At 67.6% G+C, this 21,899-nt stretch carries 18 protein-coding genes; 8 read left to right on the top strand and 10 right to left on the bottom strand.

From position 1 onward, the window contains the following. Positions 1 to 231: 231 nt before the first annotated feature. Positions 232 to 1,308 (bottom strand): transaldolase family protein, encoded by a 1,077-nt coding sequence (locus ACZK39_RS14765; RefSeq protein ID WP_182783203.1) that lies wholly within the window; start codon positions 1,306 to 1,308, stop codon positions 232 to 234. A gap of 147 nt (positions 1,309 to 1,455) precedes the next feature. Further along, complete coding sequence (locus tag ACZK39_RS14770) at positions 1,456 to 2,202, bottom strand: GntR family transcriptional regulator (protein WP_182800442.1); 747 nt, start codon at positions 2,200 to 2,202, stop codon at positions 1,456 to 1,458. A gap of 147 nt (positions 2,203 to 2,349) precedes the next feature. On the opposite strand from ACZK39_RS14770, the gene iolC reads away from it, so the two are divergent. The 7 genes from iolC (at position 2,350) to ACZK39_RS14805 (ending at position 11,462) form a co-directional block, all read left to right on the top strand. Beyond that, positions 2,350 to 3,345, top strand: a complete 996-nt coding sequence (gene iolC / locus ACZK39_RS14775; RefSeq protein WP_182783205.1) for a 5-dehydro-2-deoxygluconokinase — start codon at positions 2,350 to 2,352, stop codon at positions 3,343 to 3,345. Further along, entirely contained in the window at positions 3,345 to 4,217 is an 873-nt protein-coding gene (gene iolB, locus ACZK39_RS14780) for a 5-deoxy-glucuronate isomerase (RefSeq protein WP_463613739.1), read from the top strand. Before iolC ends, iolB begins: the two co-directional genes overlap by 1 nt. Before the next feature lie 19 nt (positions 4,218 to 4,236). Next, positions 4,237 to 6,117: a 3D-(3,5/4)-trihydroxycyclohexane-1,2-dione acylhydrolase (decyclizing) gene (gene iolD / locus ACZK39_RS14785; RefSeq protein ID WP_182783207.1), complete on the top strand. Its 1,881-nt coding sequence runs from the start codon at positions 4,237 to 4,239 to the stop codon at positions 6,115 to 6,117. Positions 6,118 to 6,143: 26 nt separating this feature from the next. Further along, positions 6,144 to 7,649, top strand: a complete 1,506-nt coding sequence (locus ACZK39_RS14790; RefSeq protein WP_463613771.1) for a CoA-acylating methylmalonate-semialdehyde dehydrogenase — start codon at positions 6,144 to 6,146, stop codon at positions 7,647 to 7,649. Between the two features lie 209 nt (positions 7,650 to 7,858). Beyond that, positions 7,859 to 9,052, top strand: coding sequence for a Gfo/Idh/MocA family protein (locus ACZK39_RS14795; RefSeq protein ID WP_463613740.1), 1,194 nt, complete (start codon positions 7,859 to 7,861; stop codon positions 9,050 to 9,052). A 789-nt stretch (positions 9,053 to 9,841) separates the two neighbouring features. After that, complete coding sequence (locus tag ACZK39_RS14800; protein WP_463613741.1) at positions 9,842 to 10,234, top strand: phage holin family protein; 393 nt, start codon at positions 9,842 to 9,844, stop codon at positions 10,232 to 10,234. 100 nt (positions 10,235 to 10,334) lie between these two features. Beyond that, the gene (locus ACZK39_RS14805; protein WP_463613742.1) at positions 10,335 to 11,462 is read left to right on the top strand and encodes a zinc-binding dehydrogenase; all 1,128 of its coding nucleotides are present in this window, start codon (positions 10,335 to 10,337) and stop codon (positions 11,460 to 11,462) included. 69 nt (positions 11,463 to 11,531) lie between these two features. Here the strand turns inward: ACZK39_RS14805 and ACZK39_RS14810 are convergent, their stop codons facing one another. Then, on the bottom strand, positions 11,532 to 12,392 hold the full coding sequence (locus ACZK39_RS14810) for a TIM barrel protein (protein ID WP_463613743.1): 861 nt from the start codon (positions 12,390 to 12,392) through the stop codon (positions 11,532 to 11,534). 176 nt (positions 12,393 to 12,568) lie between these two features. Here ACZK39_RS14810 and iolG point away from each other — a divergent pair, with 176 nt between their 5' ends. Next, positions 12,569 to 13,555 (top strand): inositol 2-dehydrogenase, encoded by a 987-nt coding sequence (iolG, locus tag ACZK39_RS14815; protein WP_463613772.1) that lies wholly within the window; start codon positions 12,569 to 12,571, stop codon positions 13,553 to 13,555. Between the two features lie 957 nt (positions 13,556 to 14,512). Here the strand turns inward: iolG and ACZK39_RS14820 are convergent. From ACZK39_RS14820 to ACZK39_RS14850, 7 genes are all read right to left on the bottom strand, one after another. Continuing rightward, complete coding sequence (locus tag ACZK39_RS14820) at positions 14,513 to 15,118, bottom strand: histidine phosphatase family protein (protein ID WP_463613744.1); 606 nt, start codon at positions 15,116 to 15,118, stop codon at positions 14,513 to 14,515. Between the two features lie 72 nt (positions 15,119 to 15,190). After that, entirely contained in the window at positions 15,191 to 16,186 is a 996-nt protein-coding gene (locus tag ACZK39_RS14825) for an ABC transporter permease (RefSeq protein WP_182800436.1), read from the bottom strand. Between the two features lie 17 nt (positions 16,187 to 16,203). Further along, entirely contained in the window at positions 16,204 to 17,703 is a 1,500-nt protein-coding gene (locus tag ACZK39_RS14830; RefSeq protein WP_459055905.1) for a sugar ABC transporter ATP-binding protein, read from the bottom strand. Between the two features lie 63 nt (positions 17,704 to 17,766). Continuing rightward, positions 17,767 to 18,792: a sugar ABC transporter substrate-binding protein gene (locus ACZK39_RS14835; RefSeq protein WP_463613745.1), complete on the bottom strand. Its 1,026-nt coding sequence runs from the start codon at positions 18,790 to 18,792 to the stop codon at positions 17,767 to 17,769. 128 nt (positions 18,793 to 18,920) lie between these two features. After that, a complete protein-coding gene (locus tag ACZK39_RS14840; protein ID WP_463613746.1) occupies positions 18,921 to 19,790 on the bottom strand; it encodes a sugar phosphate isomerase/epimerase family protein in 870 nt (289 codons plus the stop codon). 96 nt (positions 19,791 to 19,886) lie between these two features. Further along, positions 19,887 to 20,891, bottom strand: a complete 1,005-nt coding sequence (locus tag ACZK39_RS14845) for a Gfo/Idh/MocA family protein (RefSeq protein WP_459055907.1) — start codon at positions 20,889 to 20,891, stop codon at positions 19,887 to 19,889. A 20-nt stretch (positions 20,892 to 20,911) separates the two neighbouring features. After that, positions 20,912 to 21,844: a TIM barrel protein gene (locus ACZK39_RS14850; protein WP_463613747.1), complete on the bottom strand. Its 933-nt coding sequence runs from the start codon at positions 21,842 to 21,844 to the stop codon at positions 20,912 to 20,914. Between the last annotated feature and the right edge of the window lie 55 nt (positions 21,845 to 21,899).

Here is a 21,899-nt window from a genome sequence, read left to right on the forward strand (position 1 = left end):
TTTGAGCAAATGGCAGGGGTCACGAAGGGGCCCACGCTCAGACTGAGCGGGACCCGACCCGTGACCCCTGCCATTTGCTCAAACCCCACCCACCCCCGGGCACACGCAAACCCCACCCACCCCCGGACGCACGCACACCCCACCGGGCACACGCAGGCCCCGGTCCGTCAGGAGCGGACCGGGGCCTGCGTGGCTCGGATTCCGGGGATCACACCCGGACGGGGATAAGGATCAGGCGGGGGCGATGAGGAAGTCGCGCACCAGGGCGTCGAGGTCGCAGTCGGCGCCCAGGAACTGGCGCAGCGTCTTGCGGGTGGGGCCGAAGTTCTCGAACTCCTCGATGCTCAGGCCGTCCTCCTCGTAGGCGCGGTTGAAGTCCTCGATACGCTGCAGCGACTCGATGATCTTCGGGTCCACAGGGACGTCGATCCGGCTCTCGGCCACGTAGTCCGAGTTGTTGATCCGCTTGGCCCACTTGAAGGGCGGGGAGACGACGAGGTCGCCGCCGATGAGCTCGCTGTACTGCAGCACGTTGCGGAACGCCGCGGACAGCACGCGGGAGCGGAAGCCGCGCTCCTGGAAGATCTGGTAGGCCTTCTTGATGGCCGCGACACCAGCCCACTCCATGTGGCCCGGATCGATGAACAGCTGGGTGCGCTCTGCCTCGGCCTTCATCCAGTCGTCGAGACGGCCCACCATGAGGGTGACCACGGGCCACATGTCGTCGATGGACTTGCCCTCAGCGACGCGGCGCTGCAGGCCACGCTCGATGGCCTCGCCGGAGCGGACAACCTGGGCGACGGTGAAGGAGACGGTCACGTTCATGACCACGCCGCGGTAGGTGGCGTCCTCGATGGCCTCAATGCCCACCTTGGTGGCGGGGATCTTCACGATGATGTTGGGGGCGAGCTCGGAGAACTCCACGGCCTGATCGGCCAGGGCCTTCGCGTCGCGGTGGTGACGGGGGTCCGTCTGCACGGACAGGCGCCCGTTGCGCCCGTTGGTCTCCTTGAAGATCGGCAGCAGCAGCTCGGCGGCCTCCACAGACATGTCCTTGATGGCCTGCCAGCCGATCTCCGACTCGCCCCAGGTGGGGTTGGCGGCGGCGATGGCCTGGATCCGGGGGCCCCAGATGTCCTTGTGCTGCTTGATGGTGGTGTAGCCGATGACGGGGTTGCAGGTGGCGCCGACGCCGCCGTAGGAGATCGACTGGCGGAGCTCCTCAAGGTCGGCCGAGTCGTTCCACAGGGCGGTCGGGGTGGTCCGGGCCGCGGTCAGGAGCGGTCCCTCGGTGTACTCGATGGTCATGGCGATTCCTTCTCAAGCGGTGGTGCGGTCTCGACGATGAGGCCTGACACCATTGGACACTACATTGGTTTGTCCTGTCAAGGATATGTCAGAACAAATTGCAGGTCAAGGCGAACTTTTCTTGGCGACGGCGGCGCCGGGCTTGACTCAGGCCATCACCGTCTGGTCGTAGGAGTACATCGAGGCGCGGTAGACGTGCATGCCGAACTCCACCGCCCGGTGCTGCTCGTCGTAGGCCGTGCGCTGCATGGTCAGGAGCGCGGCGCCGGTGGGCTCGTTGAGGAGGCGGCCCTCGTCGGCCGTGGCCAGGCGGGCGCTGATTTGCTGGAACCCCACCGTCACCTTCACGCCCCGCTCGCGCAGGCGGGCGTACAGGCCGCCGGACTCCAGCTCGGCCCGGGTGGGCGCGAGGGCCGCCGGCAGCCAGTTGCTCATCAGGGCCAGGGGTTCGTCCCGGAGCATCCGTAGGCGTCGCATGTGCACCACCTCGGAACCGGGAGCGATGTTGAGCGCCGCCGCGACACCCGGCGCCGCACCTTCGATCTCCCACTCCAGCACGGTGGTGCGCGGGTCCACGCCGGACTTCTCGAGGTCGTCGTTGAGCGAGCTGAGCGCCATGGGTCGGTGGACGCGGGTGGGGGTGACCTGCGTGCCGGCGCCGCGCCGTCGCACGATGAGGCCGCGGTTGGTGAGGGTCTCCATGGCCCGGCGCGCCGTCGGCCGTGACACCTTCAGCCGCTCCGCCATCGACACCTCGTCCTCGATGCGCGTGCCGGGTTCGATGGTGCCGTCCTCGATGAGCCTGGCGAGCGGCTCCGCGATCTGGGCGTGGAGCGGTGTGGCGCTGGTGCGATCGATCTCGATCTGCGCGATGTACGGGGCGCTGTGTGGCATCTGGTCTCTCACGTCGTCGTGTGCACACATTGTACTGCCAATGTCAGGTTGTAGCTAGACCTTTGTCAGGAGTTGACGATTTGTCTTGACAAATGCCCGTCACTGGTTACGATAAGAGGGCACCTCCTCGAAGAAGCGGGACACATCATGGGACTTTTCGGCACGCGCAGCGTCGATGTGCTGACCATGGGCCGAATCGGCGTGGACATCTACCCCCATCAGCACGGAGTGGGCCTCGAGGACGTCACCTCGTTCGGCAAGTTCCTCGGCGGCAGCGCCACCAATGTGGCCGTGGCCGCCGCGCGCCTCCGTCGCTCCGCCGCCGTCGTCACCGCCGTCGGCGACGACCCCTTCGGCCGGTTCTGTCGCGCGGAGATGGGACACCTCGGCGTGTTCGACGACTATGTGAAGGTCGACGGCGACCTCAACACCCCGGTCACCTTCTGCGAGATCTTCCCCCCGGACAACTTCCCCCTCTATTTCTACCGCCGCCCCACCGCCCCGGACCTCCGGCTGCGACCCGAGGACCTTCCGATCGACGCGATCGTCCAGGCGAAGGTCTTCTGGATCACGACGACGGGGCTGAGCCGTGAGCCCAGCCGTTCCACCCACCTGGCTGCGCTCAAGGCCCGCGGGCGCAGGCCGTTCACCATCCTGGACCTGGACTACCGCGAGCAGTTCTGGCCCTCGCCGGAGGCCGCGCGTGAGGCCATCGCCGAGGTGCTGCCCTACGTGGACATCGTCGTCGGCAACAGTGCCGAGTGTGAGGTGGCCGTCGGCGAGTCGGACCCCGAGCGGGCCGCCGAGGCGTTGATGGCCCGCGGCGTGGACGTCGCGGTGGTCAAGCGTGGCCCCGACGGCGTGCTCGCGATGGACGCCGACAGAGTGATCGAGGTGGCCGGCACCCCCATCGAGGTGGTCAACGGCCTCGGCGCCGGGGACGCCTTCGGCGGCGCGCTGTGCTTCGGCCTGATCAAGGAATGGCCGCTCGTGGACACCCTGGTGGCCGCCTCGGCCGCCGGTGCGCTCGTCGCCACCCGCCTCGAATGCTCGACGGCGATGCCGAGCGAGCCCGAACTGCTCGCGGCCGTGCGCCGCAACCCCGTCGATACCAAGACCCGCCACCGCGTCAAGGAGAACTGATGACCGACCATGTCCTGCCCGCCGGCTCCACCGGGCGGCCGCCGCTCGCCGTGGACGTGAGCCCGGAATCCGCCAACTGGGCCTACTCCGGCCTCAAGGTCGCGGTGCTGGACGCGGGGGAGTCCTACGCATTCGGCACGGGCGAGTCCGAGTGCCTGGTACTGCCGCTCGAGGGCGCCGCGACAGTCACCGTCGGCGGGGAGACCCACACGCTCAACGGGCGCTCCACCATCTTCGGCGAGGTCACCGACTACCTCTACCTCCCCCGCGGCGCCGAGGCCACTCTCACCTCGGTCGACGGCGGCCGCTACGCCCTGCCCAGCGCGGTGGCGAGCGAGACGCTCGACGTGCGCTACTGCCCGGCCGACGAGGCCACCGTCGGCCTCCGCGGCGCCGGCACAATGTCGCGGCAGGTCACCAACTACGCCCTCAACAACACGCTGCAGACCAGCCGCCTGCTGGTGTGCGAGGTGATCACGCCCGGCGGCAACTGGTCCAGCTACCCGCCGCACAAGCACGACGAGACCACCGAGAACGAGCGCGAGCTCGAGGAGATCTACTACTTCGAGATCAAGGCCGACGAGCACGGCCCCGGCATGGCGTTCCACTCCACCTACGGCACGCCCGAGCGGCCCATCGACGTCGCCCTGCGCGTCAACACGGGCGATACCGCGCTGGTTCCGCACGGCTGGCACGGCCCGTGCGTCGCGGCCCCCGGCTACGACCTGTACTACCTCAACGTGATGGCCGGCCCCGGCGGGCCCGAGTGGCTCTCCGTGGACGACCCCTGCTACGGCTGGCTCCGCCAGACCTGGGATGACACCGATGTCGATCACCGCCTCCCTTACGCACCCACCCGGCTCGACGCCTGAGAAAGCGAGAAATCCTCACATGACCACCATCCGCCTTTCGGTCGCGCAAGCCATCGTCCGCTACCTGGCGCACCAGTACACCGAGCGCGACGGCGTCGAGCAGCGCTTCATCCCCGGCATGTTCGGCATCTTCGGCCACGGCAACGTCGCAGGCGTGGGCCAGGCGCTGCTGCAGCACGAGGTCGACCCGGCCTTCGACGAGCCCTTCGAGTACTGGATGGGCCGCAACGAGCAGGGCATGGTCCACGTGGCCGCCGCCTTCGCCAAGCAGACCGAGCGCATGCAGACCCTCGCAGTCACCTCCTCGATCGGCCCCGGAGCCCTCAACATGGTCACCGGTGCCGCTCTGGCCACCACCAACCGCGTCCCCGTCCTGCTGTTCCCCTCGGACATCTTCGCCAACCGCATGCCGGATCCGGTCCTGCAGCAGGTTGAAGACCCGACGAACCCCGACGTGAGCGCCAACGACGTGTTCCGCCCCGTCTCGAAGTTCTGGGACCGGGTCAACCGCCCCGAACAGCTGATGGTCTCCCTGCCCCGGGCCATGCGCGTGCTCACGGACCCCGCCGATACCGGTGCCGCGGTCGTCTGCCTCCCCGAGGACGTCCAGGCCGAGGCCTATGACTGGCCGGTGGAGTTCTTCGCCAAGAAGGTGTGGCACATCGACCGCCGCGTGCCGGACCGCGCAGCCCTCGCGCGCGCCGTCGAGGCCATCCGTGCGGCGAAGCGTCCCCTGGTCATCTCCGGCGGAGGCACCATCTACTCCGCCGCCACAGAGGAGCTGCGGGCGTTCGCCACCGCCACCGGCATCCCGGTAGCCGACACGCAGGCCGGCAAGGGCGGCATCAACTGGGACCACGAGTGCGCCGTCGGCGGCGTGGGCTCCACGGGGGCCGGCTCAGCCAACGCGCTGGCCGTCGAGGCGGACCTCATCATTGGCATCGGCACCCGCTACTCCGATTTCACCACCGGCTCGCAGACCCAGTTCAAGAACCCGGACGTGAAGTTCCTCAACATCAACGTCGGCTCCTTCGACGCGGCCAAGCAGGGCGCCCAGATGCTCGTGGCAGACGCCCGCGAGGCGCTCACCGCGCTCACCGAGGCCCTTGAGGGGCACCGCGTCGACGAGGCCTACTCCCAGAAGATCGCCGACGAGCGCGCCGCCTGGGCCGAGGCCACGGACAAGTGCTACCACCTTGGCCACGGCCCGCTCCCGGCACAGACCGAGGTGTTCGGCGCCCTCAACGAGCTGCTGGGCGACGACGACATCGTCATCAACGCCGCCGGCTCCATGCCCGGCGACCTGCAGGCCCTGTGGCGCGCCCGCACCCCGGGTCAGTACCACGTGGAGTACGCCTTCTCCACGATGGGCTACGAGATCCCCGCGGCGCTGGGCTGCAAGATGGCATCCCCGGACTCCGAAGTGGTGGCCATCGTCGGCGACGGCACCTACCAGATGCTGCCCATGGAGCTCGCCACCATCGTGCAGGAGCGCGCCAAGGTGATCTTCGTCCTGCTGCAGAACCACGGCTACGCCTCCATCGGTGGCCTGTCCGAGTCGCGCGGCTCGCAGCGGTTCGGCACCAAGTACCGGATGCGCGCCGCCGACGGTGGGCGCAGCGACGAGCTGATCCCCGTCGACATCGCCGCCAACGCCCGCTCCTGGGGCCTGGACGTCATCGAGGTCAGCACCATCGCGGACTTCCGCGAGGCCTACGCCACCGCCGTGGCCTCCGACAAGGCCACCATGATCCACATCGAGACCGACCTCTACGGGCCCAACCCGCCCGCCACGGGCTGGTGGGACGTGCCCGTCACGGCCGCCTCCACGCTCGAATCCACCCAGAAGGCCTACGAGGAGTACGCGGAGGCCGTCAAGGGCCAGCGCCGCTTCTTCTGAGCCAGCACACTAAAGGAATGACTGATATGTCCATCACCATGCCCCATTGGATCGACGGCGCCGAGTACTTCGAGGAGGGTGTCGAGGTTCTGCCCATCGACAACCCCGCCACCGGCGAGGTCATCGGCGGCGTCGCCGAGGCCAGCACCGAGCTCATCGACCGCGCCATCGCGTCAGCCCGCGCCGCCCAGAAGATCTGGGGCCGCGCGTCGCTGGCCAAGCGCAGCCGCGTCATGTTCAACTTCCGCCAGCTGCTCATCGAGCGCCAGGACGACCTGGCAGACGTCATCGTCCGCGAGGGCGGCAAGACCCGCGGCGACGCGCTCGGCGAGATCGCTCGCGGCCTGGAGATCGTGGAGTTCGCCTGCGGCATCCAGAACGCGCTGAAGGGTGAGCACACCGTCGAGGCCGCCACCGGCGTCGACGTGCACACCCTCCGCCAGGCCGTCGGCGTCGTCGGCGCCATCGTGCCGTTCAACTTCCCGATGATGGTGCCGATGTGGATGCACCCGATGGCGCTCGCCACCGGCAACGCAGTCATCCTCAAGCCCGCCACCCCGGTGCCGTCCGTGTCGCTCATGGTGGCCAAGCTCTACAAGGAGGCCGGTCTGCCCGACGGCCTGTTCCAGGTGGTGTGTGGCGACAAGCAGGTGGTCTCCCACATCCTCGACCACCCCGGCATCGACGCCGTCTCCTTCGTCGGCTCCACCCCGGTGGCCAAGATCGTCGCCAGCCGGTGCGCCGCCTCCGGCAAGCGGTTCCAGGCCCTCGGCGGCGCGAACAACCACGCCATCGTGATGCCCGACGCCAACCTGGACTTCGCGGCCCAGCACATCGTCTCCGGCGCCTTCGGCGCGGCCGGCCAGCGCTGCATGGCCCTGCCCGTCGTTGTGGCCGTGGGTGACGCGCACGACGCCCTGATCGAGAAGGTCAAGGCGCGCGCCGAGGTCCTGAAGGTGGGCCCCGGCTCGGACCCCGCCAACGAGCTCGGCCCGGTCATCTCGTCGAAGTCCCGTGAGCGGATCCTCTCCTGGATCAACGACGCGGAAGCCAAGGGCGCCAACGTGGTGCTCGACGGTCGCGGGTTCAGCTCCGAGGTCGAGGGCACCGCGAACGGCAACTGGGTGGGCCCCACCATCGTGGACAACGTCCCGCTCGAGACCCAGCTGTACTGCGAGGAGGTCTTCGGGCCGGTTCTCGTCGTGGTGAAGACCGACACCTACGAGGAGGCCATCGAGATCGTCAACTCGAGCGCGTTCGGCAACGGCTCGGCGATCTTCACGGAGAACGGCCAGGTGGCGCGCCAGTTCCAGCTCGACGTCAACGCGGGCATGGTGGGCATCAACGTGCCCATCCCGGTGCCGGTGGGCTACTACTCGTTCGGCGGCTGGAAGAACTCGCTGCTCGGCGATCACAGGATTCACGGCCAGGAGGGCGTGAACTTCTACACCCGCACCAAGGTGGTCACGACGCGCTGGGCCGGCTCCGGCAGCCACGACAAGATCGGCCTGGATTTCGTCGCCACCAAGTAGCCCCCCCGCGGCCCACGCCGCACCACCACGAGCACTTTCCCGGGGTCGATCCGCATCGAGCATCGATGCACGATGCGGATCGGCCCAGGGGGGTCGCTCACCCTCACACTTCCGCACTGTCCATCGGCCTGGCGGGCGCCGTCGCCCGCACGTCGCCTGTGTTGGACGTGCTCGTCATCGTGGCGTGAAGCGCCAGTAAGGAACTTGTCATGGCCAAGCGCATCGGCGTCGGCGTCATCTCTCTCGGTTGGATGGGCCGGCTGCACACCCGCAGCTACAAGGCACTCGCCGAGCGCTATCCTGAGCTCGGGCTCGCTTGCGACCTGGTTGCCGCGTGCGACCCGGTGGAGGCGACGCGTGACTGGGCGGTCGATGTGGCCGGCTTCAACCGAGCCTACGCGGACTACCGCGACCTCCTCGCCGATCCTGAGGTCGAGGTGGTCTCCATCTGCGCGCCCAACTTCCTGCACCACGAGATCGCGTTGGCGGCCGCTGAGGCCGGCAAGCCGTTCTGGATCGAGAAGCCCATGGGAGTCAGCGCGACGGAGTCGCGGGAGATCGCCCAGGCCGCGGCAGGCGCCGGACTGGCCACAGCCGTCGGCTTCAACTACCGGCACGTTCCGGCCATCCAGTACGCGAGGGAGCTGATCCGCGACGGGAAGTTGGGGCGAATCACCAACTGCCGGGTGTGGTTCATCGCGGACTACGCCTCCAGTCCCGACGGGCCGTTGACCTGGCGTTACGACCGGGCCCGGGCTGGTGCCGGGATCGTCGGCGACCTCCTGTCTCACGGCGCGGACCTGGCCCAGTACCTGGTGGGACGCATCTCGTCGGTCTCGGCGATGACGGACACGTTCATCAAGGAACGGCCCATCCCGATCGGATCCGGCGGGGTCGGGCACTCCGGTTACACCGTCGGCGAGGAGAAGGGCCCGGTGGGCAACGAGGACTGGGTCGCGGTGCTGGCACGGTTCGACAGCGGCGTCGTCGGGGTGCTCGAGGCCAGTCGGGTCTCGGTCGGGCCGCGTGCGGAGTACATCGTCGAGGTGTACGGCACGGAGGGGTCGGTGCGGTGGAACTTCGAGTCCCTCAACCACCTCGACGTGTGCATCGGCCGCGGCGAGGGCCCTGTCCAGGGCTACACCCGCGTGATGGCTGGTCCGGGCATGCCGGACTTCGACCGGTTCCAGCCGGGCGCGGGAACCTCGATGGGCTTCGACGACCTCAAGGCCGTCGAAGCGGCGAAGTTCCTCATCTCCGTGACGACGGGGGAGCAGGTCGCGCCCTCTGCAGGTGACGGCTGGGCCGCCGCCGAGATCGACGAGGCAGTGGTGGCGTCCGCAGCGGACGGCCAGTGGCACGAGGTCCCGACGGTCGAGGCGGTCACCACCTTCGGCCTCTGACCCCTCCGCCCGCCCCGTTTCGGACGTTGACTCAAGGTTGTCGGGTGCGGTGAGCCGTGAGTCGATGCCCGTCCCCATCGCTCCCAGAGGAGGGCCGCCCGCGGAACTGGCCCGCTCCCATCGCTCCCTGAGGAGGGCCGCCCGCGCAGCGGCGTGGCCCGTCTCGAAGGGTCGTGACTACCACCTTCCCGCAATTCTCGTGGTCGGGTGCGGTGAGCCGTGAGTCGACGCCCGAGCGGCCGTTGACCAAGGCCTGCCGGTTTCTGCGGGCTTTGTCTGTGGTCAGGTGTCGAGGCCGCCCGGGCCTCGCCTCCCGTCTCCCCGCACTCGTCTCCCCGCACTCGTCTGCCCGGGGCGTGGTCGGGTCCGGGTGCGCGACGGCGTGGCGGGCCCGGGTCGGGTCTGCCCAGGCGGGACGCCAGTCGGTGATCCTCGGGTTGGGCATCACTGCGCACACCCGCCCTGCCGTCCCGCACCCTCGCCCATTCCCGCTGGTTGAGCCGGGCCGAGCCGCGAAGCGGCGCAGCCCGCGTCGAAACCGACCTTGGCTGGCTGTGGTCTGGTGCCGGGTGCGTCTCGGGCGTGGTGCCGACGCGACCGGCCCGTCGAGGAAGGGCGGGTCTGCAACTTGCTATGAGGAGCGCGGCTTCTGCGTATATGCACACAAACCGCTCTCCACATCGCAAGTTGCAGACGGACCCCGGCGACTCGGCTGGCGAAGCGCCTCAGGGAGTGGGTCGGGGAGTTCCCTGAGGCGCGAGACACGCCGGGACCCCTACGCTCAGACGCATGAAGCTCTTGCTCCGCCTGGTCGCCACCGCCGTCGCGACCGCCGTCGCCGTGTGGCTGCTCCCCGGCATCACCCTCACCGCAGACTCCAACGTCGACCAGGCGCTCACCCTCCTCGGCGTGGCCGTCATCCTCGGGATCGTCAACGCGATCGTCCGACCCTTCGCCTTCGTCCTGGGCGCCTGCTTCATCATCCTCACGTTCGGGTTGTTCCTCTTCGTGATCAACGCGGGCATGCTGCTGCTCACCTCATATCTGGCCGGCGAGCTCGGCCTCGGCTTCCACGTCGACGGGTTCTGGAACGCCGTGTTCGGCTCCCTGATCATCTCCGTGATCTCCGCTCTCGTGGCCTCGGCGCTGGGTGCAAACGATTCCACCAATCATTCCATGTAAGAACAAATAATCGGCGCTGGTTTATCCCCCCCCGCTAGTGACACGCGGTATCTCATGGTCCATACTGAGTTTGTCCACACAAAGTCAATGAGGAGCCAGCATGGACATTCCTGCCACGATGCGCGCCGCAGTCCTTCGGGCTCCGGGTGAACCGCTGTCGATCGAAACCATCCCCACCCCGCGACCACGGGCAAACGAGGTGCTGCTGAAGGTTGCGGCCTGCGGCCTCTGTCACTCGGACCTCCACGTCCTCGGCGGCGCCATCGCCTTCCCCACGCCCTGCGTCCTCGGCCACGAGGTGTCGGGCACCATCGTCGAACTCGGCCCCGGCATGCTCACCGGTGAGCTCGCCGTCGGCCAGAACGTGGCCGGCGCCTTCCTGATGCCGTGCGGCCAGTGCAAGGCCTGCCGCGCCGGTCGCGACGACCTCTGCTACCCCTTCTTCCAGCTCAACCGCCTCAAGGGCGTCCTCTACGACGGTGAGACCCGCCTCGCCGACAACGACGGCAACCCCATCTGGATGTACTCCATGGGCGGGTTGGCGGAGTACTGCGTTGTCCCGGCCACGTCGGTCACGCCCATCCCGGACAACCTGTCGCCCAAGAACACGGCCATCCTGGGCTGCGCCGCGATGACCGCCTACGGCGCCGTGCGGCGGGGGGCGGATCTCCGGTTCGGAGAGACGGTCGCCGTCGTCGCCACCGGCGGCGTGGGGTCGATGATCCTCAAGTTCGCCAAGGTGATGGGCGCCCGCCAGGTCATCGCGCTCGACGTCGACGACGACAAGCTCGCAGCAGCGAGGACGATGGGCGCCACCCACACCGTCAACCTCCTGAATACGGACGCCCGCGAGGCCGTGATGGAGATGACCGACGGCTACGGAGTGGACGTCGCCTTCGAGGCGCTGGGCCGGCCGGCCACCTGGAACACCGCACTGGACATTCTGGCCGACGGCGGCCGCATGGTGCCCATCGGCCTGGGCGCCGGGGTGCAGTCCGCGGAGGTGCAGATCAACCGCACGGTGCGCCGTAGCCAGTCGATCATCGGTTCGTACGGGGCGCGCACCCGCGTCGACCTCCCGGCCGTGGTTGACATGGCCGCGCGAGGCCTCATCGAGGTCGACGACGTGGTCCACCAGGTGTTCAGCCTGGACGACGTCAACATCGGCTACGACAAGCTGCGAGCGGGCACCATGTCGGGCCGAGGCATCGTCGACATGAGCCTCTGACCCTCTGGGCAAAACGACAGGGGCGGTCACCATCACGGTGACCGCCCCTGTGCGCGTTCCGAGGATGCCTCAGGCGAGGGCCTTGAGGGCCTCTAAGGACTTCGCCGCGTTGTCGATGGGTCCTCCGACCGCAGGCGGCTCCTCGTCAATCATGATGTCCTGCTCAAGGACCCAGTATCCGTCGAAGCCGGCCTGATCCAGGAGGCGCACGATGGTGGCGAAGTCGATGTCACCGTCGCCGATGGGGACGAACATGCCGCCCTTGATGCCCTCGGACCAGGTGATCTCGCCCGGCAGCAGCTTGGCGGCCATGTCCAGGCGCACGTCCTTGGCGTGCACAATGCCCACGCGGTCCGCGTACTTGGTGACCAGGGCCACCACGTCGGCGCCGCCGCAGGCAAGGTGACCCGTGTCCAGGCACAGGCCGACGGTGGAGTTGTCCAGCACGCGCTCCACCTCGTCGACGTTCTGCACCATGGTGCCCCAGTGGGGGTGGAGGACGGCGGTGACGCCGTTGGCCTTGCAGACGTCGCTGATCCGGCTGAGGTTGGAGAACAGTGTCTGCCAGCCCTGCTCGTCGAGCTCGGGGCGGGCGTCGTAGCCGTCCTGGCCGGAATCTGCCGCCAGGACGAGGAACTCGCCGCCGGCGATCTCGAACGCGCGGAGCTCGGCCTCCACCATGGGGATGGGGTCGAAATCGGGGTCGTGCATGACGGCGAGGAAGAAGGCCCCGACCGGCTTGAGACCGAACTCGGAGACGACCGCGGCCCGCTCCTCTGCGTCGACCGGGAGCCAGCCCTGGGGGCCGAACTCAGTGGCGGTGAGGCCGATCTCCTTCATCTCGGTGAGGACGCGCTCGGGGGACATCTGGTAGCCCCAGCCCGGTACCTCACACACGCCCCAGCTGATGGGTGCGCCGGCAATCTTCATGTGCAGCTCCTTCGCAGCCAAGCCGCCTCGCGCGACTCGTTGGGAACCATTATGTCCTGCCAAACATCCGTATGTTTGACCACCCCCTGAATGGTGGCCCCATGCACGGTCTAGTACCATATGTGCTGACATACACCGCCGTGACGCTGGTGCGCGGCCAACCCACAGGAGCACACATGATCCGCTTCGCGATCATCGGGGCCGGACGCATCGGCCAGGTCCACGCACGCGCCATCGCGTCCCACCCTCAGGCGACGCTCGCGCTGGTCTACGACGCCTTCGAGGCGCCCGCCAAGGGCCTGGCGGAGGCGCACGGGGCGCGCTACACCCTGGACGTCGAGGACGTCTACAACGCCGACGACGTCGACGCCGTCATCATCGGCTCGCCCACCGCGATGCACGTCGAGCAGATCCTCGGCTCCGTCAAGGGCGGCAAGCGGGTCATGTGCGAGAAGCCGGTCGCGCTGGGCATGGACGAGGCGAACCGCTGTATGGACGAGCTGGGTGCCGAAGCCTCGCGTGTCATGCTGGGCTTCAACCGCCGCTTCGACCCCTCCTTCGCTGAGGTCAACGCCCGCGTGGCCGCCGGCGAGATCGGCGCGCTGCAGCAGCTGACCGTCACCTCCCGTGACCCCCAGGGCCCGCCGGCCAGCTACGTTGCCGGCTCGGGTGGCATTTTCAAGGACATGACCATCCACGACTTCGACATGGTGCGCTTCTTCCTGGGCGACATCGTCGAGGTCAGCGCGTTCGGCACCAACGCCGACGAGGAAATCAAGGCCGCCGGTGACTTCGACCAGGCGATGGTCCTCCTGCGCAACGCCGACGGCGCCCTGGCCACCATCGTCAACTCGCGGACCTGCGCATACGGCTACGACCAGCGCCTCGAGGCGTTCGGGGCCGACGGCGCCCTCTCCGCCGACAACCTCACCGCGACCTCCGTCCGCGCCGCCAGCGCCACGCAGACCGACGCCAGGGGACCAGTGCTCAACTTCTTCCTGTCCCGCTACGAGGCGGCCTACCGCGACGAGCTGGGCGCTTTCATCGACGCGGTGGTGGCCGACGGCGACGTCTCGCCCAACGTGATCGACGGCGTCGAGGCGCTGAAGCTGGCCGAGGCCGCGACCATCAGCGCCCACGAGGGTCGCACCGTCTGCCTCTGACCGAGGCGTCACCCCTACTTGCACTGGTCCCTGACCTCCACTGGCCGGGTCCTGGCGCTGTCTGGTGCCGGGAGCCCTGACACGAGGCCCGTGCGGCCCTTGACCACCTCCTGCTCCTCGACCGCCCGGTTGTGAGGGGCCGGGTAGTTGAGGCCGCCCGGGCCTCGTCTCACGTCTCCCTGCACTGGTACCTGCGTGGCGTGGTTCGGTCCAGGCGTGTGCCGGCAGGTCGGCCTTGGTGTGGGTCTGTCTCAGGCGGGTTCTTCTGGGTGCCCCGCGGGCTGGGCATCCCTGCACCCAGCCGACCTGCCGTCCCCCACCTTCGTGCGCACCCCCCGTTCGGTCATCAAGCCGTCCGAGTGGGCGGGACGGGAGGTGACCGCAGAGCGTTCGCCTCAGTCGGTGCGCAACCCGGCCCAGCCGGGGCGGTGTCGCGACACCTGATCGGGTGGACTCTCCTACCGTCACTTCTGGGGTCGACTACGGCATCAGAAGTGCCACCTACAGTGTCGGCTACGGCACCAGAGGTGACAGTCAGGCGACCGCGCCAGTCGCGGCACGGGACGGGACGTGAATGCGAGGGTGGGGGACGGCAGGGCGGCTCTGCGTCGGGAAGCCCAGGTCGGGGATCGCCGGACTGGCGTCCCGCCAGGGCAGACTGTCACCAGGGCCGCCCTGACGGCGCACGCCCGGAAGTGACCACGCCATAGGGAATCGAGTGCAGGGAGCAGTGAGACGAGGCCCGGGCGGCCTCGTCTACCCAGCCAAGGATTCTGCCGCGATCAGCAGGGAGAATGTGGACAACGGCCGCCCGGGCGTCGTGTCAGGGCTCGCTGCACCGGGCGCTGGAGGCCTCGACGCAGCAGCGGGCGCTACGCGCCGCGGCTGGCTCACCCAGCGGAAGAAGTCGCGGCTCAACCAACGGGGGACAAGGGCCGCACGGGCCTCGTGTCAGGGTCAGTCGGTTTCGTCGGTGGAGGTGACGTAGTCACCCCACTGTTCGATCCTCCACCCGTCGGTGGTCGACCCGTTGAGCACGATCCACTGAGTGTTGTGCAGCGGCTGTGCGTTCTCGACCCCGATCGACGGGTCCTGCGAGATCGCCCACACCCGCAGCGCGGCGCCGTGGCTGACCAGCGCGACCACCTCGTCGCCCGCCTGCTCCATGGCCGCGACCGCGTTGGTGAACCGCGTGAGGAACTGGCGCGCCGTCTCTCCGCCCTCCAGCCCCGCGTCGAGGTTGTGCGGCGCCCACGAATTGAGCATGCCCACGTACACGCTCCAGTCCGTGTTCATCTCCTCGATCCCGGCGGCGATCTCCTGGATCCCGTCAGCGATGATGAGCTCCAGCTCCCTGGCCTCCGCCAACGGCGCGGCGGTCTGCTGCGCGCGCGTCAGGGTGGAGGCGTACAGGGCCTCGATCCGCTCGTGCGCGATGGCCTCGACGAGCGCCTGGGCTTGCGTCAGCCCGTTCTCGTTCAGGGGAGCACCGGGGTAGGCGGTGTCCAGCTGGCGGTTGACGTTGCTCTCGGTTTCCCCGTGTCGGATCAGGATCAGGCGCATGGGTCCACCGTACCGGGGGCATGCCACAGGGGCGGAGCCGCACCGGCCCCGCCCCTGCAACTGCTGTCTTGACTAGCGGTTCTTGCGCTCGTCGATGATGACTGCGACGACGATGATGGCGCCCTTGACGACCATCTGCATGAACGGGGAGACGTTCATGAGATCCAGGCCGTTGTTGATGACGCCGATGATCAGCGCGCCTACGACGACGCCCCACACCACGCCGATGCCGCCGTTGAAGGACACGCCGCCGATGACTGCGGCCGTGATGGCGTCGAGCTCCAGCATGACGCCCAGGGTGGGCTGGCCGGAGCCGATGCGGGCGGCGAGGATCATGCCGGCGAGACCGGCCAGCAGGCCGATCAGGGTGTAGATGAGGAACTGCACCTTGCCGATGCTGATGCCCGAGACGCGGGCCGCCTGCTCATTGCCGCCGATGGCGTAGGTGTGCCGGCCGAAGCGGGTCCGGTTGAGGACCACCCAGATGACCACGGCCACCAGGAGGAAGATGATCATCGGCACCGGGATGCCGAGGATGGCGCCCTGGCCCAGCCAGTTGAATCCGTCCGCCAGGTTGGAGACGGGGCGTCCGCCGGTGTAGATGTTCGCCAGACCACGAGCGGCGGTCATCATGCCCAGTGTTGCCACGAACGGCGGGATGCGGAAGTAGGCGACGAGGGTGCCGACGATGGCGCCCACGATGGCGCCGACGAGCAGGCCCACGATGATCGAGACGAAGATCGGCATCGGGGGGAGGCCGGGGAACATCGCGGTGTCGCTCTGGACCTGGGCGAGGCTGGCCGAGACGACGGCCACCAGGGCGACGGTGGAGCCCACCGACAGGTCGATGCCCTTGGTGATGATGGCGAACATCATGCCGAGGGCGACGATGCCGATGGGGGCCACCTGGACGACGACGTTGATGAGGTTCTGTGACCTCAGGAACGTTCCCCCGGTGACGATGGCGAGGATCACCATGAACCCGATGAGGATCAGGAGGATGGCGTATTTCTTGATGGCCGCCGTCGCGTTGAACTTCGGTTTGGCCTCGACAGTGGTGTCAGACATGAGTAGTTGGTTCCTTCCTACGCGGCCGCGGTGCCGCCGGTGGCGAGTTGCATGATGGACTCCTGGTTGGCCTCCGCACGGGAGAGCTCACCGGAGATGCGGCCTTCGTGCATGACGATGACGCGATCGCTCATCCCGAGGACCTCGGGCAGCTCGGACGAGACCATGATGATGGCCTTGCCCTGTTGCGCGAGCTGGGACATGAGGCGGTGGATTTCACTCTTTGCGCCCACATCGATTCCTCGGGTGGGCTCGTCGATCATGAGGATCTCAGGGACCGTGAGCAGCCAGCGCGAGATGAGCGCCTTCTGCTGGTTGCCGCCGGAGAGGTTCTTGATCAACTGCTCAAGCGTGGGGGTCTTGATGCGCAGCGCCTGGCGCTGGGCCTCGCTGTCCTTGCGGATCTGCGCCATGTTGAGGAAGCCCTTCGGGCTGTACTTCGGCAGCGCGGCGATGGTGATGTTGTCGCGGACCGACAGCACACCCATGATGCCGTTGTGCTTGCGGTCCTCCGTCAGCATGCCGATGCCGGCCGCGATGGCGTCCTTCGGCTCGCGGACCTTGAGCTGCTTGCCCTCGACGAAGATCTCGCCGCTGTCAGCGGGTTCGATCCCGAAGATGGTCTCGAGCACCTCCGTGCGGCCCGCGCCCATGAGCCCGGCGAAGCCGAGGATCTCGCCGCGGCGCACCTCGAAGCTGACGTTCTGGACGAACCGGCCGCGGTTGAGGTTGCGGACCGACAGGACCACCTCGCCGATCTCGGCCTCCAGCTTGGGGAACATGCTGGTGAGCTCGCGGCCCACCATCAGCTGGATCAGCTTGTTGCGGTCCAGCTCCTTCGCCGGGAGGGAGACGACGTGCTTGCCGTCGCGGAACACCGTGATGTCGTCGGAGATCTTGAAGACCTCGTCCATCTTGTGGGTGATGTAGACGATGGCCACGCCGAAGTCGGTGAGCCTCTTGATCATCCTGTGCAGGTGGTCCACCTCCCGCTCGGGGATGGCGGAGGTGGGCTCGTCCATGATGATGATCTTGGCGTCGTAGCTGATGGCCTTGGCGATCTCCACCATCTGCTGGCGGGCCACCGTGAGGTCCTTCATCTTGGCGCGCGGGTCGATCTTCATGTCCCACTCGTCGAAGAGTTCCTGCGTCTTGCGGATGATCAGCTTGGGGTCCAGCAGCCCGAACTTGCCGCGCTGCTCCCGGCCGAGCCAGATGTTCTCGGCCACCATCATCTCCGGCACGGGGGACAGCTCCTGGTGGATCATGGAGATGCCGTGCTCGAGGCCGTCCTTGGTGTCCTTGAAGCTGACCATGTCACCGGCGAGCTCGACGGTGCCAGCGTCGGGGGTGTACATGCCGATCAGGCACTTCATGAGCGTGGACTTGCCAGCGCCGTTCTCCCCCATGAGCGAGTGGACCGTGCCGCTTCGCACGTCCAGCTGTACGCCGTCCAAGGCCACCACGCCGGGGAACGTCTTGCGGATGTCGCGCATCCGCAGAATTACCTCTTGCATTTCCTATCCTCCCTGCCGAAGCAGAGGGCCGGGGCGATCATCGCACCCGGCCCCCTGGGTCCGTCACTTCTCGAAGTCGGCCATGTTGTCAGGGGTGACGAGCTGGTAGGGCACGTCGATGACGCCGGCGACCTCTTCGCCGTTGTACAGGTTGATGATGGAGTCCACTCCACCAGCGCCCTGGCCGGCTGCGTCCTGGAACACCGTCACCTCGAGCTCGCCGGCCTTCATCGCCGCCAGTGCGTCGGCGGTGGCGTCAACGCCACCCACGATCACGTCGTCGAGCTTGCCGGCGTTCTTCAGGGCCTGGATGGCGCCGAGGGCCATCTCGTCGTTGTTGGCGCAGATGATGTCGATCTCGTCGCCGGACTGGATCCAGTTCTCGGTGATGGCCAGGCCCTCTTCGCGGTACCAGTTGCCGGCCTGCTCGCGCAGGAGCTCCATCTCCGGGTAGTCCTCGAGGATCTGCTTGCAGCCTTCGGTGCGGTCACGCGCGGCCTCGTTGGCGGGGTCGCCGATGAGGATGCCCACCTTGCCCTTGCCGTCGGCGAGCTCGGCGAGCGCCTCCATCTGAAGCTGGCCGGCCACCAGAGAGTTGGATCCCACGTAAGGCACGCCCACGGGCAGGTCGGAGGGGCGACGGTTGACGTAGACGAGCGGGATCTCGGCGTCCATGGCCTTCTCGGTCATGGGGCCGGCCGCGTCGGTGTCGACGGGGATGATGATGATGCCGTCGAGGCCCTGGGAGATGAAGTTCTCCACCTGGCCCAGCTGGACGTCTGCCTTCTCCTGGGCGGCCACGATGGTCACCTCGACACCGGCTTCTGCGGCGCGGGCCTCGATGCCGTCGGCGACGGTCTGCAGGAACTGATCCAGGATCGGGAATGTGACGCCGATCTTGATGACCTCGCCGTCGGCGGGCTTGACGACCTCGCCGGGCTCGAAATTCACGGTCTCGAGGGGGGCCGAGGAGGGAGCGTCGGATCCTTCGGCGGCGGAGGTGGTGGGGGTGCTGGCGGTGGTGCCGCAGGCACTCAAGGCGAGGGCGCCGGCGGCCAACAGGCCGACGAGCTTGATTCCTTGCTTCATTGCAGTCTCTCTTCCGAGGGTGGTTGCGGTGTCTGGTGACTCCGCAGGGAGGGAGTGTCGCATCGTTGCAACACCGCTATGATGACCTGACAAAGAACTGTATGTCAAGACAAAGATTTCAGATGTTATCAGTTCGTTGTGAACTCGGCCTCGAGGCGCTCCCGCATCCGGACGTGGATGGCGTCCGCGTCCTCCTCCCAGCCGAAGACGCACACGGACAGGCGGGCGTCGTACTCGATCTCGCGCAGGTACCCGAAGACCTCGTCCCAGGGGACCTCTCCGTTGCCGATCTCATTGTGCTGGTGAATACGTGCGTCAACGCCCGGGGGGTTGATGATGTAGCGGTTGCCGACGTTTGCCAGATGGTTCCACACGTCGCCGATGTGGATGTGCCGGAGGCGGTCTCCGGCGTACTCCATCAGCTCGCGCGGGTTGCTCTTTCCCGACGACAGGTGGAAGAGGTGGGGGAGGCAGAACTGGTAGTTGAACCAGTCCTTGTTGACGCCGCGCACCACCTGGACGGCCCGGTCGTTTGTCTCAACAAAGTCGTACGGGTGGGCCTCGACGACGCACTCGATGCCACGCTTCTCGAAGTCCGGGGCCAGCTCCTCGATGGAGCGGTAGAACTGATGCTCGCTCGTGAGCGCCCTGGTGGGATCACCTGAGAACTCGGTGGCCATCATCGGCACCTCGAGTTCGTCGGCGATCTCCAGGAGACGGCGCCAGTTGCGCACCTGCGCCTGGCGCTCCTGCTCGTCAGGGGAGGACCAGTTGAAGACGGGGTTGAAGGTCTCGATCTTGACGCCGGTGGCCTTCATCGCCTTCTTGACGCGCGCGATCTCGGCGTTGTCGACCTTGGGGTAGTGGTGCCACTCGTGGAAGTCGGCGCGAGGCGACAGCTCGATGTAGCCGTAGCCGAGGTCGGCGGCCTTCTCGCACTCCTGGGCGACGGTGAGGTGGGGGTGGTACATGGATGGGTCGAGCAGGATCTTGACCATGACGGCTTCCTTGGCGTGCTGGGCGGGGGTGGAGCGGGGAGAGGGGGGAGGGGAGGCGGAGTGAGGGGCGCCCGCCGGAACGCGGGCGCCCTCAGGTCACGCGTAGAGCGCGGGACGCTCGATCATGGAGATCGGCACTTCGCCGTCCTCCGTCAGTGCCTTGACGCCGGCGTCGCACACCACGGCGGCGGCGTAGCCGTCCCAGGAGCTGGAGCCGGTGTGGCGATCCGCCGATGCCGCGGTGATCCACTCCTGGACCTCGGTGACGAACGCCTGGCCGAAGCGCTGGTTGTGGTCCATCGTGAGCCGGTTGTGGCGTCCGAGCTTGTCGGCGCGGTGCACCAACTCCTGGTCGCCCAGGCGGACGATGCCCTGCTCCGCCACCAGCTCGCACTGGATGTCGTAGCCGTACTGGCAGTTCACGAACACCTCGTCGTCGACGCGGACGCCCGACTCCGTGGTGAGGATCAGCACCAGCGGATCCTGCAGGTGCTCGAAGCGCAGCGAGGTCTTCTTCGGCTTGTCGACGCGCGCGGAGACGAACTCCTCGCCAAGCAGCCAGCGCATGGTGTCGATCTCGTGGATGGCGGTGTCGTTGATGGCCATGTCCCACGTGTACATCTCGGGCACGGTGGGGTTGCGGTGCGCGTTGTGCACCATGAGGGCCTCGCCCACCTCGCCGTCGTCGAGGATCTTCTTCATCTCGCGGTACGAGGCATCGAAACGGCGCATGAAGCCGACGGTGACCAGCTTCTTGCCGGCCTTCTGCTCGGCCTCCATGATCTCGACGCACTCGGCGGCCGTCGGCGCCAGGGGCTTCTCGCAGAAGACGTACTTGCCGGCCTCGATGGCGGCGATCACGTCCGGCTTGTGGGCCGGTCCGTAGCTGGCGATCATGATGGCGTCCACGTCGGGCGAGGCGATCAGCTCGGCGCTGGTCGCGAAGGCCGTGCCGCCGATCTGCTCGGCCACCGCGGCGGCGTTGTCAGGGTTGACGTCGCTGACGGCCACCACGCGGCCGCCCGAGATGACGGTGTGGATCCGCTCGATGTGGGCCTTGCCCATGCCACCGGGGCCGATCATTCCGATACGAAGGGTCATGTGAGTCAGTCTTTCCTGGATCAGAGGAGGCCGAGGCCGCAGGAGGCCAGGAACTCGCGGGTCTTGATGGCGTTGGGCAGGGGGTAGCCCGGGTCGCAACCGAACATGTCCTGCTCGGTGATGACGTAGAGCTCCTTGTTGAGATCGGCCAGGGCCTCCACCAGGGTGGGCATGTCGGGCTCGCCCTCCGGCGGGGCGACGGAGCAGCCGGCCTTCACGGCCTTGACGAACGGCCAGTCCTCGTCGTGGGCCTGCTTGACGAGCTTGGGGTCCATGGCCTTGATGTGCACGTAGCTGATGCGCTCCGGGTAGTCCTTGATGAGCGAGATGTTGTCTGCCATGCCGTAGACGATGTGGCCGGTGTCCAGGCAGAAGCCGACGTACTCGGGATCCGTGGCCTGGAAGATGCGGTCGATGTCCTCGCGGGTCTCGATGTGCGAGTCGCCGTGGGGGTGCAGCACCATCTTGAGGCCGTAGTCCTCCTTCATCATGCGCCCGAGGCGGTTCGCGTTGTTGATGTAGAGGTCCCAGGCGGCGCCGTCGAGGTGGCGGTCGTCGGTGAAGTCACCGGTGATCTCGTCGCGGAACATGGGGGGCAGGTGCACCACGTACTCGGCGCCGACGGCGGCATGGGTCTCGCCCACGGCGCGGAAGGTCTTCTCGGTCTCGGCCCAGGCCTCCTCCTTGTGGAGGATGCCCCACGCGGTGCCGGCGACGACGCGGAAGCCGCGCTTGCCCATCTCGTCCATGAGGCGCTTGGGGTCGGTGGGGAAGTAGCCGAACGGCCCGGTCTCCATCACGGAGAAGCCGGCCTCGGCCATCTCGTCGAGTGCCTTCTCCCACGGGATCTGGTCCGGGTGCTCGGGGAACCAGACTCCCCACTGGTCGGGGCAGACTCCGACGGTCAGCTTGGAGTAACGGGGGTCAGTGTTACGGCTCTTGTCGACAGCCATCGTCATCCTTTCGGGGGTGCTCTTCCTTGAGCTGGCTCCAGCCTAGATCCTTCCC

The sequence above is a fragment of the Tessaracoccus luoxuelianae genome (assembly GCF_055326245.1).